The organism is Pseudoduganella sp. RAF53_2 (assembly GCF_052113985.1).
GTDB lineage: Bacteria > Pseudomonadota > Gammaproteobacteria > Burkholderiales > Burkholderiaceae_D > Rugamonas.
Genome location: NZ_JBFRDW010000053.1, coordinates 1 through 15,611, shown reverse-complemented (window position 1 = coordinate 15,611; position 15,611 = coordinate 1). Strand labels below are relative to the sequence as shown.

Genomic DNA, 15,611 nt, shown 5'->3' with positions numbered 1-15,611 from the left:
GTCTATGCCAAAGAGCAGCGCGAACGTCCCTTCAAGGAAGTCATGATCGGCAAGCTGATCCTGGAGTAATCCATGGCTTATGTAGAAGAGGTGGCCTACACGGAAGGCTACGGCGAAGCAGCCGCGGCCGCCGTGCTCAGCCCCGCCGAGGAACAGAAGCACCTGCTGGCGTATGCGCCGCTGGTCAAGCGCATCGTGCGCCAGCTGAATTCCCAGGTGGCGGGCGCCATCGACCGTGACGATATGGAGCAGATCGGCTTGATGGGTCTGCTCGAAGCGCTGCGCCGTTATGGCGAGCCGGACCAGGCTTTCGGCAGCTATGCCAGCCTGCGCGTGCGCGGCGCGATTCTGGACGAGCTGCGCCGCCAGGACTGGCGCCCGCGCGCCGTGCGCCAGCAAAGCCACAAGCTGCGCGACGCGGTGCGCGAACTGACGCGCAAGCTGGGYCGCGAGCCGAGCGAGAAGGAAGCGATTGCCGGCCTGGGCATCTCGGCCGACGAATACATGACCTATCAGCTGGACGAGAACGCCGAGCTGATCGCCAGCTTCGACGAGGTACTGCAGGACACCCTGGCCGACAGCAATTCGGTGTCCGGCCCGGAAGAGCAGCTGATGCTGCGCCGCAGCCTGGAACAGGCCCTGAACGGCCTGGACGAGCGCGAACAGCGCGTGGTGCAGATGTATTACGAATTCGAGCTGAGCTACAAGGAAATCGCGGCCGTGCTGGATCTGACCGACGCCCGCGTCTGCCAGCTGAACAAGGCGGCGCTGAACAAGATGAAGGCGGTGCTGCAGGCCTGAGAGCCGAGCCCCACAGGACAATAATCTAAAAGGTAGAGAATCATGCAGCAACTATTCGGTATCCTGGTCGTCTTCGGCAGTATCTTTGGCGGCTACGCCATGATGGGTGGCGCCTTCCACGCGATCTGGCAGCCTTACGAGCTGTTCGTGATTGCGGGCGCCGGCATGGGCGCCTTCGTGCTCGGCAATCCGATGCACGTGTTGAAGGAAGCCGGTTCCCAGCTCAAGCACATCATCTCGCGCAAGAAGTACGACTCTGAATTCCAGCGTCAGTTGCTGCTGCTGATGTATGAACTGCTGCAGCTCGCCGCCGGCGGCCTGAAGGCACTCGATGCTCACGTGGAAGCGCCGAAGGAAAGCCCGCTGTTCCAGCGTTATCCGCTGGTGCTGGAAGAGCCGAAACTGCTGGCCTTCATCGTCGACAATTTCCGCCTGATGGCGATGGGTAAGATCAACGCCCACGAACTGGAAGGCGTGCTGGAGCAGGAACTGGAAGCCATCCACGAAGAACTGACCCAGCCGGCCAAATCCATCAACAAGATCGGCGAAGCGATGCCGGGCTTCGGTATTCTGGCTGCGGTGCTGGGCATCGTGATCACCATGGGCGGCGTGGGCGAAGGCGCCACCTCGGCCGAGATCGCCGAGCACGTGGGCGGCGCGATGGTCGGTACCTTCATTGGTATCTTCTTCTGCTACGGCCTGCTGGACCCGATTTCGAACATGCTGAAACAGCTGGTGAATCAGGAAGCCTCCACCATGGAATGCGTGAAAGTGGTGCTGGTAACCCACGTCGCCGGCAAGCCACCGCTGCTGGCCATCGACGCCGGCCGCCGCCTGGTGCAGCTCAACATCAAGCCGAGCTTCGCCCAGCTTGAAGGCTGGATCAATGCACTGGAAGGCCGCGACGCCGAGCCGGATTCCTCGCGCCGTGGAGGTGGACGTGCTAAAGCCGCATGATAAGCACCACGAGCAAACCATCGTCAAGCGTGGCGGTGGCAAGCATGCTCACGATGAACACGGCGGCGCCTGGAAGGTAGCGTTCGCCGACTTCTGTCTGGCACTGATGTGCCTGTTCCTCGTGCTGTGGCTGATGGCGTCGCGTAATACCGAAAGCCTGGAACAGATCCTGACCGAAGCCGACGGCAACAAGACCGACCAGGGCAAGGGCGTGATGCCGCAGCAGATCGGCGGCCCGCGCGGTTCGCTGATCGAGCGTTTCCCTATGCCACGCACCGGCAATACTGACGTCGACGGCACTGCTACCTCGGGCTTCAACAAAGTGCCGCAGCAAACAGCCGAGCAGCGCGTGTACTACGAAACGCCGCAGGACCTTACGCTGCTGGCGAAAACCCTGACCAAGATGGGCGAGGAACAGGGCCTGGAGAAAAATGTGCAGTACGTGATCACGCCTTATGGCCTGCGCGTCATGCTGCACGACACCGACAACCAGGGCATGTTCGTGCGCGGCAGCGCCGTGCCGACGGGGAAATTCGCCAAGCTGCTCAACCAGATGGGGCCGCTGTTCGCGAAGATGGAAAACCAGATGCTGATCGTGGGCCACACGGATTCGTTACAATATGCGGATACCAGCCATTCCGCGTTCTCGAACTGGAACCTGTCGTCCAACCGGGCGATGGCGGCGCGATCCCAGCTGCTGGCCGGGAATATGCCGAAAGACAGCGTGCTGCAGGTGGTAGGCATGGCCGATCGCGCGCCGCTTGATCCCAAGCGCGCCGACGCCGGTGTCAACCGCCGTATCGAGCTGCTGATCCTGACCAAGGGCCAGGCCGAAGCAGTTGCCTCGATGTTCGGCATGCCGGGTTCCAAATCGCAGTTGCAGCAGGATCTCGACGAGGCCCTGCCGGACCGCAACGTTTTACAGCAGCTGCGTGACAAGCTGTTGGAAGGCAAGGGCAAGCGCAATGGCAATTGAGAAGACGAGAGGCAACCGTATGAGAATTTCCAGCTCCACGCCCGGCGGCGTAGCCGTGCAGACCGTCACCGATACGGCGCCGGCGGAGGCCGCACGCGCGCCCGCACCGTCCGCTGAAAAGGCTGAGCTGCAGTCGGCTGTGCTGCAACCTGCCCTGCAAGCCATGAAAGACATGCCGGACATCGACCACGAACGTGTGGCTCAGCTGCGTGACGCCCTGGCCAAGGGCGAACTGCCATTTGATGCCGGCAAACTGGCTGGCCTGATCCAGCGTTTCCACCGGGGCGAAAAGTGAATCAGATGTCGCGCCAGGAGGCAATGAAGCTCCTGCTGGACGGTATTGCCGCCGACATGGCGGACTACCAGTCGATGCTGGACCTGATCGAACAGCAGTTCGATGCCGCCATTCGCCATCAGAGTGTGCGCCTGGGCGAGATCGCCGAGGCGATCGGCACCCTTGCCGCCATGATGGACGATCGCCGCAAGCAGCGTTTCGATCTCGCTGTCCGTCTCACCGGCCCGCAGCCAAGCATGCTGCAGGTGTTCGCCCTGCTCAAGCCTGAGCCGCGCGCACGCCTGGAATCCGATTGGAAGGCCCTGGAAGCGATGGTGCTGAAAGCGAAAGAACTGGGCAAGCGCAATGCCGAGCTGCTTGCCGAACAATTTACGATCATGCAGCGCGTGCTGCATGGCGACGACCAGACTTATGAGCCGGCCTGATTTCACCGCTTTCATGGCGCCGACCCGCGCCACGGCGGCCACCGCCGCAACGCAGTCGAACATGACTGCTGCGCGCCCCGCCCTGCCCGCAGCCTTCAGCAGCAGCAGCGGCCAGAGCGCAGCTTTCTCGACCACCTTCCGCGCGGTTCAGGCGGATGTCAACGCCTACCTGGCCAACGGCAGCAGCACGGGCTCAGTAGGCGGCTCGGCCAGCCAGCTGAACGTGGACGGCGCTGCCTTGCGCGCCAAATTGAACGCGGCACGCGCCATTGGCGGCACCACCGAAGGCATCGACAGCACCGCGCAGGAACAGTTTTTGGAATCGATCCGCCCTTATGCGGAAGAAACGGGCCAGCGTCTCGGTGTCTCGCCCGATATCGTCGCGGCCCATGCGGCGCTGGAATCCGGCTGGGGCCAGCGTCCGCTGCGCGCCACCGATGGCAGCGATAGCAACAACTTGTTCGGCATCAAGGCCAATGCGCAATGGCAGGGTGATGTGGCGGCCAGCATGACCACCGAATACGAATACGGCGCGGCTGTAAAGCGCGTCGAGAAGTTCCGCAGCTATCCGGACCAGGCCGCTGCCTTCCGCGATTATGGCGATATGCTGAGCGATAATCCGCGCTACCAGCACGCGCTCAATACGGGCACCGACGCACGCGCCTTCGCGCGCGGGCTGGCGCAAGGTGGTTACGCCACCGATCCTTCCTACGCCGAGAAATTGGCGGGCTTAGCGGCCCGCATTGCACGCCGCGGCAACTGAGCCGTGGCGGGTCAATGACCCGCCCTACGCCAGACTCGGCGCTCCCGTAGGGCGGATCATTGATCCGCCGTATGCTTGCATCACTGCGGCGGCAAGTCTGCCGGCTCCACCGTGCCCTGGTCGGTGACGCGGGCGCGGATCGTGGTGCCGCTGCTGTTACGCACACGAATGGTCGCACCGCGCGCGCCGGTATCGAGCGCTTCGCCCGCCATGCTGACCTCAATCTGATCACGTTTTGCCACAATGCGCACCTGCTCGCCACGTTTGACCAGAGGTGGCGCCACCAGCATGTTCTGGCGCAAAACATCACCGCTATGAATGGTGCGACGGGCAGACATTCCCTCTACCGTAGTCAGGTCAGAAAAGCTATCCAGCATGCCGGTGATGTCGTGGCGCTCCAGCAACACATCAGAAGGCGACAAAATCTTCCCAGCTATTAAATCCGTTGCCGCAATTGCTACCTTTGCTGACACTTTTGCACGAACGACAAACTCGTATTTCCACCCCTGCTCACCTTGGCAAACAGCTACCAGGCGCATGCGGTTCATGCTGCGTGAATCCAGCGTTTCCACAGTGACGGAGGTCGGACAACTGGGCAACGGACGGGTGGTTTTGACCACCTCGATGTCGAATTTCGGTTCGATCAGACCCGCCGATTCTGCCTGATTTTTCAACACCGCATGCGCAGTCTCTTGCAGTTTCGCTAAGGTTTGCTCAGGGAAAATCGCAGAAAAAGCTGTAGATTGAAAGATGCCAGTGAGCAACAAGGTAAAAAAACCGGGTACAATAAGTTTGTTGGGCATAGGCAATACCTTTACTTGGATCTTTCTGCAGAAACGCACGGTCGCATTCTACCCGCAGCGAATCACAGAGGAGCAAAAATGAGCATCAATTTCAAAGACGCAGTCGGCCTTCACGGCGACGCACTCCATCTGCGGGCCGAACGGACCCGCATCCTGGCATCCAATATTGCCAACGAAAACACTCCCGGCTTCCAGGCTCAGGATATCGACTTTTCTGCTTCTCTTGCCCAAGTGCAAGCACAAGCGAACGGCGAACTGGCCCTGGACGGCGACAGCGATCCGCTGTACCGCGTGCCCTACCACCCGACCGGCGATGGCAACACCGTCGAGATCGGCGTCGAGCAGGCGGCCTTCTCGCAGAATGCCACCGATTTCCAGACCAGCCTGACCTTCATCAATATGCAGCTGAAGGGCATCGCCAAGGCGATCAACGGACAATAAGGCCACTCATGAGCTTCAAGGACATCTCCCAGATTGCAGGCTCGGCCATGGCGGCCCAGACCGTGCGCCTGAATACTGTCGCCTCCAACCTCGCCAACGCCGATTCGGTCGCTGGCAGCGAAAACGAAACCTACCGCGCGCGCAAGCCGGTGTTTGCGGCAGTCATGAACGAAGGTCCGAACGCTGAAAACGGCGGCCGCGTGCAGGTGCTGGACGTGGTCGAAAGCGCGGAACCGCTGCGCAAGGTGTACGACCCAGGCAATCCGCTGGCCAATGCGGAAGGCATGGTGTTCTACCCGAACGTCAACCAGGTGGCCGAGATGACCGACATGATGTCGGCCTCGCGCGCCTTTGAAACCAATGTAGAAGTGCTCGGCCGCATCCGCACGATGCAGCAATCCCTCCTGAAACTCGGCGAAGGCTAATCGATGGAAACCAGTCTGTTCACCAACGCTGCCGCACAGGCAGCTAACGCTACCAGTACCAGCAGCGCCGTCACCGGCAGCGCCGACAAGGATATGTTCACCAAGCTGCTGGTGGCTCAGATCAAGAACCAGGACCCGCTGTCGCCGCAGGACCCATCCCAGTTCGTGCAGCAGCTGACCCAGCTGTCCCAGACCGAAGCCCTGCAGAACCTGGCCAACCTGACCAGCTCCAACGCCTCGGTGCTRCAATCGATGCAGGTACTGGCGCTGGGCGCCCAAGTCGGCTCCGACGTAATGACAACCACCGATACGGTGCAGGTCGGCAGCAGCAAGATCAACGGCGAATTCACCCTGGACGCCTCCAGCGCCAAGACTTCCGTGGTCCTGACCGGCAGCAACGGCGTCGAGACCTCAATCCCTATGGGCACCCTGGCCGCCGGCACCGTGCCGTTTGCGATCGATCCGCAAGCGCTGGGCCTGCCTGAGGGCAGCTACAACATCAAGGTTGTCACCAGCACCGGCACCGGCACCGTGGATGTCGCCGGCCGCCTGAACAGCGTACGGCTCGGTACCGCCGGCAGCGTCGTACTGAACGTTGCCAACGTGGGCGAAGTCTCGCCGAACGCCATTACCGCATTTAACGGCAAGTCCTCGACTGCCACCAATTCCGTTCTCTAAGAAAGGTTCCGTCATGAGCTTCGATATCGCGCTGTCTGGCATTCAGGCCATCAATCAGCAGCTGGACTCCATCAGTAACAATATCGCGAATGCCGGTACCTATGGCTTCAAATCGAGCCGCGCCAACTTCGCCTCGATGTACGCCGGTTCGCAGCCAAGCGGCACCCAGATCGGTTCGGTCACCCAGAACATCGGCCTGAACGGCGGTGTGCTGAACACAGGCCGCGGCATGGACGCAGCCATCAATGGCCGCGGCTTCTTCATCACCAAGGACAGCAGCGGCCTGCAGAGCTATACCCGCGTCGGCGTGTTCAACAAGGATGCCACCGACTATATCGTCGATTCTTCCGGCCGCCGTGTGCAGGGCTATTCCCTGACCCCGCCGTCGACTACGCCAGGTCCGATGGGCGATATCAAAGTGCCGACCGGCATGCTTGCCGCCCAGCCGACTACCGCTGTGCAATTCGTGGCCAACATGTCGCCAGACTGGACTGCTCCGAGCTCGCCTTGGGTCGCTCCAAACCCTGGCGCCGCTACACCAGTCGCCGTTGATCCGAACAGCTACAACTGGTCGAAAACCTCGCAGGCCTACGACTCGCTGGGCCGCAGCCACACCGTTACCCAATATTTCAGCCTGGACCCGTCCCCAGCCTCTCCTGCTACGAACGGTGTGATCGTGCACGCGGTCGTAGACGGTTATGACAGCTCGCTGGTTGGTACTGGCAGCTCGTTTGGCGGCGCTGGCAACAGCAGCGTGGCGCTCGGCTTTGACAATGCTGGCCAGCTGGTAACGGTTGGCGGCACGCCAGTGGCCACCACGACCAAAGCCACCCTGACCTTCCCGAACACCGGAGCCAACGCTTCAACGATTGCCATCGACTATCTCGGTACCACCCTGCAAAAGGGCGAAGTGACCACCTCCACCAACCACAACGACGGCTACGCCTCCGGCAGCTTCGTGGGCGTGGAACTGGGCACTGACGGCTCCGTGATTGCCAAGTACTCGAACAATGAAAAGCAAGCCATCGGCATTCTGGCGCTGGCCACTTTCCCCAACGAAGAAGGCCTGACCCCGGTCGATAACACCAGCTGGACTGCGAACAACGAGTCGGGCACTCCGAATACTTCGGTGCCGGGCGCCGGCGTGGCGGGCACTCTGTCGACCAGCACGCTGGAAGGCTCGAACGTGGACATCACTTCCGAGCTGGTGGGCCTGATGACTTCGCAGCGTAACTACCAGGCGAACTCGAAAGTCATCACCACCGAGAATCAGATGATGCAGTCGCTGATGCAAGCGCTGYAAGAGGCTCTGAATGGATGCGCTGATCTACACAGCAATGAGCGGGGCCGAGCGGGCCCTGCGCGGCCAGCAGGTGCACGCCAACAACCTGGCGAATATGGACACGCCCGGCTTCCGCGCCAACCTGGAGCTGGCCACTGCCACCAAGTTGCCGGGCTATGGCTACGACGACCGTCATATGACGCAGTTGCAGGCCAATGCCGTCACCACCCGCCAGGGTACGCTGAAGGCTACCGGCCGCGAGCTGGATGTCTCGATTTCAGGCAATGGTTTCTTTGCCGTGCAAGGGCCAACCGGCGAGGCTTACACCCGCGCCGGCGCCATCACCCTGGACGCCGACGGCACCATGACCGTGAACGGCATGCCGATCCTGGGCGAAGGCGGCAATCCGATCACCCTGCCGCCTTACCGCAAGATCGACATCGGCCAGGACGGCACGATTTCCATCCTCGGCCAGGGTACGACTGCCGAGATGCAGATCATCGACAAGCTGAAGCTGGTGAAAGCCGAAGCATCCGAACTGACCAAGAATGAATCCGGCCTGCTGGTCGCACGCGACGGCCAGCCGCTGCAGGTGGACAACACGGTGCAGGTGCGCGCCGGCCATCTGGAAGGTTCCAACGTGTCCGCTATCGAAGAGATGGTGGCCACCATGAGCCTGAACCGCACCTTCGAAATCCAGATGAAATTGTTCAAAGCCAGCGATGACATGACCACCGCCGGCAACCGCCTCGTCAGCGCCTGATAGGCCCATAGGAGAAATACAATGAATCCAGCAATGTGGATCAGCAAGACCGGTGTGCAGGCGCAGGACGCCAAACTGCAGGCCATCGCCAACAACCTGGCCAACGCCAACACCGTCGGCTTCAAAAAAGACCGCGTGGTCTTCGAAGATCTGTTCTATTCCGTCGAGCAGCAGCCAGGCACCCAGCGCGCCGACAACAACACCCTGACCCCGACCGGCGTTCAGCTGGGTAACGGTACGCAGCTGGTGGGCACCCAGAAAGTCTTCACCGACGGCACCACCCAGATCACCGGCAACAAGTACGACGTGGCCGTGATCGGCAATGGTTTCCTGCAGGTGCGCCGTCCGAATGGCGAGCCGGGCTTCACCCGTGCCGGCCAGCTCGGCGTGGACCAGAACGGCGTGCTGGTGAATGCGCAAGGCCTGCCACTGGTGCCGCAGATCACCATCCCGACCAATGCCACCAACATCACCATCGCTGAAAACGGCGTGGTGTCGGTGAATGTGCCGGGCAATGTGGCGCCAACCCAGGTTGGCCAGCTGACCCTGACCTCGTTCATCAATCCGACCGGCCTGCTGGCTCTGGGCGACAACCTGTTCCAGGAAACCCAGTCCTCCGGCGCACCGACCGAAGGCAATCCGGGCGACGCCCAGTTCGGCAAGCTGAAGCAAGGCGCCCTGGAAGGCTCCAACGTGCAGGTGGTCGAAGAAATGGTGGACATGATCGCTGCCCAGCGCACCTATGAAATGAACACCAAGGTGCTGACCGCTGCCGACAATATGCTGCAATACCTGTCGCAGGCGGCACGCTGATGAAACTGCAAGCGCAACTGAGCGCAATGGCCGCGATGCTGCTGGCCGGTTGCGCAGTCATCAAGCCGGCGCCCGTCAGCCCCGGCCCCATGGACGAACCACCCGCGGTGGCCCGCAGCAGCATGCCGCGCGGCACTTCCGGCGGCGTGTTCAGCGGCGACACTACCCTGTCGCTGACCTCGGACAGCCGCGCTTTCCGCGTCGGCGACGTGGTTACCGTGCTTCTGCAAGAAACGACGCAAGCCTCGAAGAGCGCCGGCACCACCATCGGCAAAGACTCGTCCAACAGCGTGGCGCCGCCAGGCCTGCTGGGCAAGACCTTCCCGAAAGCCGGCATCGACCTGTCAACCACCAATGCCTTCAAGGGTGACGCCAACGCCACCCAGCAGAACGCCCTGTCCGGTGCCATCACGGTGATCGTGCAGGAAGTGCTGCCCAACGGCCTGCTGCGCATCGCCGGCGAGAAGACCCTGACCCTGAACCAGGGCGAGGAATTCGTGCGCCTGAAAGGCTTCCTGCGTCCGGCCGATATCGATGCCAACAACCAGGTGTCGTCGCAGCGCATTGCCAATGCCCGCATCGCGTATTCGGGCCAGGGCACGCTGGCCGATTCCAACCAGCCGGGCTGGCTGAGCCGCTTCTTCCTCGGCCCCCTGATGCCTTTCTGAGGTGATTGAATGAAACGCTGGATGCTTCCCGTCCTCGCCTCCGCCGCCCTGATGGCGACTGCCCTGCCCGCTTCTGCAGCACAGGCGCTGCGCAATCTAGTGGCGATTGAAGGCGTGCGCGACAACCCGCTGGTGGGCTACGGCCTGGTGGTCGGTCTGAACGGTTCCGGCGACTCGACCCAGGTCAAGTTCGCCAGCCAGTCCGTGGTCAATATGCTCAAGCAGTTCGGCGTGAAGATGCCGGACGGCCAGGACGCCAAATCCAAGAACGTGGCGGCCGTGATGGTGTCGGCGGTGTTCCCGCCGGGCTACCGCCGCGGCCAGCCGATCGATGTCACCGTGTCTTCGCTGGGCGATGCGAAAAGCCTGCGCGGCGGCTCGCTGCTGCTGACGCCGCTGCGCGCGGCCGACAATGAAACCTATGCGCTGGCCCAGGGTAATGTGGTGGTGGGCGGTTTGAGCGCAGCGGGCAAAAGCGGCTCCTCGGTGACCGTGAACACCCCGACCGCAGGCCGCATTCCGAACGGCGCCGTGATCGAGCGCGAAATACCGACCGACTTCGCCAGCAAACCTTCGGTGCACCTGTCGCTGAAGACGCCGAATTTCGAAACCGCCACCAATATCGTGGAGTCGATCAACCGCCGCTTCGGCAACGTCGCCACCACGGCTGACGGCACCGGCATCGACGTTATCGCACCGGACAATCCAACCCAACGCGTCGCCTTCATGGCCAAGCTGGAATCGCTGCCCGTTGAAGTGGGCGCCGAAACGCCGAAAGTGGTGTTCAACTCGCGTACCGGCACGGTGGTGATTGCCGATGGTCTGCGCGTGAAAGCAGCCGCCGTTACCCACGGTTCGCTGAAAGTGGTGATTTCCGAAAGCTCCAAGGTCAGYCAGCCTGCTCCGTTCAGCCAGGGTCAGACCACGGTCACCCCGCAGTCCAATGTCAGCGTCGACCAGGGCACGCCGCAGATGTTCAAATGGCCGGCCGGCGCCAAGCTGCAGGCCATTATCGATGTGGTCAACAGCCTGGGCGCGACGCCGGATGACATCATGGCCATCCTGCAGGCGCTGGACCAGGCCGGCGCCATCGAAGGCGAGCTGGTGGTGATCTGATGGATAGCAGCCGCATCAATCCTCTAGCCCAGAGCCTCGGCACCGAGTCCGAGTTGCCGAACCTGCAGGCGCCCGTCGCCCAGCCGGACGAGGCTTACCGCGCCAAGGCCACCGAGGCAGCGGTCAAATTCGAAAGCTTCTTCATCGGCCAGATGCTGCACAAGATGCGTGCTTCCGCGCGCGCCGTGGGAGATCACGACCAGCAATCCGAATCCGTCAACAGCGATATGCTGGATCTGGCGGATAACCTGGTGGCCGACCAGCTGTCCCACCGCCGCGCTTTCGGCGTCGCCGATGCCATTCTGCGCCAGTTGCTGCCCGCCCAGCCCGCCTCCGCGCCACCGGCAGTCAATTCCATTGCGGAAAAAACAGTTTTTTCTGGGAAAAAGACGCCTCCGGCTTAATGCCAAGCAATACCCGGTCGCCTTTTACCGTTAACGGACCAGGAATGCCTCAGAGCAAAGGTCCTCCGGCCCTTACAGGAATAGATCGCCCATGTCCATCATTAACAATGCACTGACCGGTTCTCTCGCTGCCCAGGCGGCCCTGAACACGACCAGCCAGAACATTGCAAACCTGCAAACCAAAGGCTACACCCGCCAGGGCGTACTGCTGACCGCTGTTGGTCCAAGTGTCGGTACCAAACTGGCCGGCAATGGCGTGGAAGTGACGTCCCTGCTGCGCTTCTCAGACAGCTACAAGTCCCAGCAGCTGTGGCGTGCGAACTCGGACCAGGGCCAGTACACCCAGATCCAGCCGTATATGACCCAGCTGGAACGCGTGATGGGCGACGACCAGACCAGCCTCTCCACGGCAGTCGACAAATTCTTCCAATCCCTGAATGCAGCCGGTAACGATCCGACTTCCACCCCGTTGCGCCAGGCCGTGGTTACAGCAGGCGACGCGTTATCGCAAAGCTTCAACAGTATCTACGCGGTGACCCGCAATCAGGAAACCTCGGTAATCCAGCAGCGCGAATCGATCGTGCCGCAGTTCAATACCCTGGTCACCAATATCGCCGCGCTGAACGGCCGTATCCAGAATGCCGCATCCGTCGGCACCAATGTCTCGGCCTTGATCGATGAGCGTGATCAGCAGATCGACCAGCTGGCTCAGCTGGCAGGCATCGAAGTGCTGGCGCAGCCGGACGGCACCAGCACGGTATCGCTCAAAGGCGGCGCTCCGCTGGTCATGGGCAAGAATGCGGGCAGCCTGATGATTGACAACACCAGCGGCAGCCCGGTGCTGACCGTGGACTTTTCTGGCACTAAGTTCCCGTTGGACGATACCAAGCTGGGCGGCCAGTTGGGCGGCCTCGGCGACTACGAAAAAAACAAACTGTTGCCGCTGCAGCAGTCGATCTTCGACATGGCCCAGCAGCTGTCGGCCGGCGTCAACAATGTGCTGGCGGCCGGTTCGGATGGCGTCAACCCAGTAGGCTCCGGCGCACCGCTGTTCAGCTTTAACTCGACCGGCCTGGGTGGCTTGATGAGCGTATCGGCGGGCTTTAAGGCTTCCGATCTCGCCTTCTCGTCGGATGGCACGCCTGGCGACAGCGGCAACCTGCAGGCCCTGATCGACATCAAGAACCAGCCAATCACGCTGACCTCGATCGGCAACGTGCTGGTAGGCGACGCCGACACGCAGCTGGTCGGCAAGCTGGGCATTGACAGCTCCCAGAATCAGGCATTGCTGAAAACCTCGACCACCATCCGCCAGCAGGCCGAGGACGACTGGGCTTCCACCAGCTCGGTCAACAAGGACGAGGAAGCGATGAACCTGGTCGAGTTCCAGAATATGTATCAGGCGAACATGAAGGTCATCGCAGTGGCGAACCAGTTGTTCGACGCCACCATGTCCATGTTCGGTTAAGGAGAACCCCATGCGTATCGCATCAATGCAATTCCAGGCGACCATGGATCGCTCCCTGAACATCAACCAGGGCGCGCTGGCGATACTGACCGAGAAAATGGCAACTGGCAATAAGCTGCTGGTGCCTTCGGATGATCCGATCACCAATGTGCGCATCTCGCGCCTGACGCGCGAACAGGCCACGCTCGACCAGTACGTCGACAATATTGCAGCGGTAAAGATCCGCCTGAGCAAAAACGAAACCTACCTGGACGGCATGGTGGGCGACATGAATTCCGCGCGCGACTTGCTGGTCTGGGCTTCCGACGGTGCCAACACCCCGGCCGACCTGAACTCCATGGTCAACAGCCTGACCGCGCTGCGCGATTCGGTGTACTTCAACGCCAACACCAAGGACCAGGAAGGCCGCTACATCTTCTCCGGCACCTTGACCAGTACGCCGGCTATTTCTTACAACGCAGGCAACGCACCGGGCAGCCGTTATGCCGATATTGGCAATAACGGCCAGCAGCAAGTGGTGGTCGGCAACGGCATCACCCAGGTCGCCAATGTCGATGCGCTGGGCGTGGAGGACTGGCTGAACAAGATCGACGCCGCCATTGATGCGCTGGGCCAGCCGGGCGCGGACCCAAACAATGCAGGCACCCGCGGCACCCTGACCGCAGCGCTGGACGGCACCGACACCGCCCTGTCCCTGGTATCGGGCAAGATCGCAACCTTCGGTGGCGCACAGAACGTGCTGGAAACGCTTTCCAGCAATCACAGCAACGTGGCGCTCTCGAACAAGATGGCCATGACGGAAATGGGCCAGCTGGATTACGGTCTGGCCGCGACCCAGCTGAATGGCTACAATACTGCACTGCAGGCGACCTACCAGGCTTATTCCAAGATCGCCAACCTGTCCCTCTTCAACGCACTGTAAGCAAGTCCAGACATCATGGAAATCGTCCAACGTTCAGCTAACACCGGGTACGCTACCGGCCCGTCCGGTCCGGCGGCCAATGCGAAAACGGTCGACGCCGCGCTGGCCGATGCAGGCGGCGGCCTCGACGCGCAGAACGCAGCTGCGGCAGCCGACAATAAATCTGCCCCACTGCGTACTGGCATCACGAATTGGGACGCGCCGCTGCAGAGCGATATCTCCGGCGCCCAGCAGGCGATTGACTTCCTGGAACAAAGCGCGGCCCAGCTGCGCTCTCTGAAGACCGATCTGTCCGCCAAGCTGGCTTCGCGCACCATGCGCGATGGCCAGGTAGAACAGCGCGTGCGCCAGTTCGCCGACACGTGGAAGAATCGCAGCCAGGCTTCCGGCGGCACCCTGGATTCCCAGCTGGGCTACTCCACCGATCCGTCCACGCAGAGCTTCACCGTGCGCGGCATGACGCTGGCCAATCTGCGCAACGGCGCCCGCGAAACCCTCGCAATTTCGGTTGGCGGCGGCACCTCCGGCCTGCGCTCCATACACTTGGGGCCAGGCCTGAGCGATGGCGAAATCGTCAACCGCTTCGACCAGGCGCTGGCACCGGCGGGTGTGCGCGTCACCGTCAACAAGGACGGTGAGCTGGTGTTCTCGACTGCCGAGGCGAACTGGCCCGGCGTGCGTGACTCGCTGGCCGTCCAGGGCGGTGGCATCCGCTTCGCGGCGGGCCAGCTGAACCGCATGCGCGCCGACGCCCAGCAGCCCATCATCACGCCGGAAAACTGGGGCACTTCGGATATCGAGTCGATGCGCGCCACCCTGCAGCAAGTCACGCAGGCGCTGTCGCATGTGGAAGCAGCACTGGCCAAGGTACGCCAGGAACTGGCTACCGCTACCCAGCGCGCCGACCAGAACCTGCCGCCCATGGAATTGGTGGGCATGGGGCAGATGGCCGAAGTGTTTGCCAATCTGTCCAAGGACCCGGGCTATCAGCAGCTGGTGTCGCTGAATTCCGCCCTGGTCGGCATCAACCGCGACCGCGTGATTTCCCTGTTAAGCCTGACCTAAGGCCATCTTCCCCAGCTCCGCTGCCGGCAGCGGCGGAGCGTAGACGAATCCCTGCGCGTAATCGCAGCCTGCGGCTTTCAGCAGACTGAGCTGCATTTCCGTTTCCACGCCTTCCGCCACGACCTTCAGGCCCAGCTTGTGCGCCATCACGATGATGCCTTCGCACAGCGCCAGGTCGCCGGAATCGCCCGCCAGATCCTTGACGAAGCTGCGGTCGATCTTCAGGTAGTCGATCTCGAATTTTTTCAGATGGGCCAGCACCGAATGGCCGGTGCCGAAGTCATCCAGCGCCACCTGCAAGCCCATGGCGTGGTACTGGCGCAGGCGTTCGACCACGGGACTGTCCGGGTCAGTCAGCAGGCTCTCGGTGATCTCCACCACGATGCTGCGCGGCGCCAGCTTCAGGCTGTCCACATAGGCCAGCCATTCTTCCAGCGGCACCGAATTGGTACGGAACTGCACCGGCGACTGGTTCACGCTGATCTGGAATGGCAGTCCCAGCTCATCCTGCCAGCGCTTGGCCTGGTCCGCGGCCGTGCGGAAGAA

19 protein-coding genes and 1 pseudogene are annotated in these 15,611 nt (G+C 61.9%); 18 read left to right on the top strand and 2 right to left on the bottom strand.

The annotated features are described in order from the left end of the window. Window positions 1-72 precede the first annotated feature (72 nt). From AB4Z11_RS05465 to AB4Z11_RS05440, 6 genes are read left to right on the top strand one after another with little or no spacing between them, the layout of a single operon-like run. Window positions 73-801: a FliA/WhiG family RNA polymerase sigma factor gene (locus AB4Z11_RS05465; RefSeq protein WP_442023227.1), complete on the top strand. Its 729-nt coding sequence runs from the start codon at window positions 73-75 to the stop codon at window positions 799-801. A gap of 42 nt (window positions 802-843) precedes the next feature. Continuing rightward, window positions 844-1,758, top strand: coding sequence for a flagellar motor stator protein MotA (motA, locus tag AB4Z11_RS05460; protein ID WP_442023226.1), 915 nt, complete (start codon window positions 844-846; stop codon window positions 1,756-1,758). Beyond that, the gene (locus AB4Z11_RS05455; protein WP_442023224.1) at window positions 1,742-2,734 is read left to right on the top strand and encodes a flagellar motor protein MotB; all 993 of its coding nucleotides are present in this window, start codon (window positions 1,742-1,744) and stop codon (window positions 2,732-2,734) included. Before motA ends, AB4Z11_RS05455 begins: the two co-directional genes overlap by 17 nt. 19 nt (window positions 2,735-2,753) lie before the next feature. Beyond that, window positions 2,754-3,029, top strand: coding sequence for a flagellar biosynthesis anti-sigma factor FlgM (flgM, locus tag AB4Z11_RS05450; protein ID WP_442023222.1), 276 nt, complete (start codon window positions 2,754-2,756; stop codon window positions 3,027-3,029). Between the two features lie 23 nt (window positions 3,030-3,052). After that, entirely contained in the window at window positions 3,053-3,454 is a 402-nt protein-coding gene (flgN, locus tag AB4Z11_RS05445; protein ID WP_442023220.1) for a flagellar export chaperone FlgN, read from the top strand. After that, window positions 3,441-4,217: a glycoside hydrolase family 73 protein gene (locus tag AB4Z11_RS05440; protein ID WP_442023219.1), complete on the top strand. Its 777-nt coding sequence runs from the start codon at window positions 3,441-3,443 to the stop codon at window positions 4,215-4,217. Before flgN ends, AB4Z11_RS05440 begins: the two co-directional genes overlap by 14 nt. Before the next feature lie 80 nt (window positions 4,218-4,297). Here the strand turns inward: AB4Z11_RS05440 and flgA are convergent, their stop codons facing one another. Continuing rightward, a complete protein-coding gene (gene flgA, locus AB4Z11_RS05435) occupies window positions 4,298-5,020 on the bottom strand; it encodes a flagellar basal body P-ring formation chaperone FlgA (RefSeq protein ID WP_442023217.1) in 723 nt (240 codons plus the stop codon). Between the two features lie 78 nt (window positions 5,021-5,098). Here flgA and flgB point away from each other — a divergent pair, with 78 nt between their 5' ends. From flgB to AB4Z11_RS05375, 12 genes and pseudogenes are all read left to right on the top strand, one after another. Then, window positions 5,099-5,461, top strand: coding sequence for a flagellar basal body rod protein FlgB (gene flgB / locus AB4Z11_RS05430; RefSeq protein ID WP_442023215.1), 363 nt, complete (start codon window positions 5,099-5,101; stop codon window positions 5,459-5,461). Between the two features lie 8 nt (window positions 5,462-5,469). Beyond that, window positions 5,470-5,886, top strand: a complete 417-nt coding sequence (gene flgC, locus AB4Z11_RS05425; RefSeq protein WP_442023213.1) for a flagellar basal body rod protein FlgC — start codon at window positions 5,470-5,472, stop codon at window positions 5,884-5,886. 3 nt (window positions 5,887-5,889) lie between these two features. Then, on the top strand, window positions 5,890-6,564 hold the full coding sequence (locus tag AB4Z11_RS05420; RefSeq protein ID WP_442023211.1) for a flagellar hook capping FlgD N-terminal domain-containing protein: 675 nt from the start codon (window positions 5,890-5,892) through the stop codon (window positions 6,562-6,564). 13 nt (window positions 6,565-6,577) lie between these two features. Next, window positions 6,578-7,846, top strand: a pseudogene (locus AB4Z11_RS05415) (flagellar hook protein FlgE); the annotation flags it as partial. A gap of 31 nt (window positions 7,847-7,877) precedes the next feature. Then, on the top strand, window positions 7,878-8,609 hold the full coding sequence (gene flgF / locus AB4Z11_RS05410) for a flagellar basal-body rod protein FlgF (RefSeq protein ID WP_442023209.1): 732 nt from the start codon (window positions 7,878-7,880) through the stop codon (window positions 8,607-8,609). 21 nt (window positions 8,610-8,630) lie between these two features. After that, window positions 8,631-9,422, top strand: a complete 792-nt coding sequence (gene flgG / locus AB4Z11_RS05405) for a flagellar basal-body rod protein FlgG (protein WP_442023207.1) — start codon at window positions 8,631-8,633, stop codon at window positions 9,420-9,422. Continuing rightward, the gene (flgH, locus tag AB4Z11_RS05400) at window positions 9,422-10,090 is read left to right on the top strand and encodes a flagellar basal body L-ring protein FlgH (RefSeq protein ID WP_442023205.1); all 669 of its coding nucleotides are present in this window, start codon (window positions 9,422-9,424) and stop codon (window positions 10,088-10,090) included. Before flgG ends, flgH begins: the two co-directional genes overlap by 1 nt. A gap of 9 nt (window positions 10,091-10,099) precedes the next feature. After that, on the top strand, window positions 10,100-11,206 hold the full coding sequence (locus AB4Z11_RS05395; protein ID WP_442023204.1) for a flagellar basal body P-ring protein FlgI: 1,107 nt from the start codon (window positions 10,100-10,102) through the stop codon (window positions 11,204-11,206). Then, window positions 11,206-11,610, top strand: a complete 405-nt coding sequence (locus AB4Z11_RS05390) for a rod-binding protein (protein ID WP_442023202.1) — start codon at window positions 11,206-11,208, stop codon at window positions 11,608-11,610. Before AB4Z11_RS05395 ends, AB4Z11_RS05390 begins: the two co-directional genes overlap by 1 nt. 91 nt (window positions 11,611-11,701) lie before the next feature. Continuing rightward, window positions 11,702-13,078: a flagellar hook-associated protein FlgK gene (gene flgK / locus AB4Z11_RS05385; protein ID WP_442023200.1), complete on the top strand. Its 1,377-nt coding sequence runs from the start codon at window positions 11,702-11,704 to the stop codon at window positions 13,076-13,078. A 10-nt stretch (window positions 13,079-13,088) separates the two neighbouring features. Next, window positions 13,089-14,000, top strand: coding sequence for a flagellar hook-associated protein FlgL (gene flgL, locus AB4Z11_RS05380; RefSeq protein WP_442023198.1), 912 nt, complete (start codon window positions 13,089-13,091; stop codon window positions 13,998-14,000). Window positions 14,001-14,015: 15 nt separating this feature from the next. After that, window positions 14,016-15,065: a hypothetical protein gene (locus AB4Z11_RS05375; protein ID WP_442023197.1), complete on the top strand. Its 1,050-nt coding sequence runs from the start codon at window positions 14,016-14,018 to the stop codon at window positions 15,063-15,065. On the opposite strand, the gene AB4Z11_RS05370 is transcribed toward AB4Z11_RS05375, so the two are convergent. Then, window positions 15,051-15,611, bottom strand: a 561-nt coding sequence (locus AB4Z11_RS05370; protein ID WP_442023195.1) for an EAL domain-containing protein, incomplete at its 5' end; no start/stop codon positions are given. The two genes, AB4Z11_RS05375 and AB4Z11_RS05370, sit on opposite strands and share 15 nt — an antisense overlap.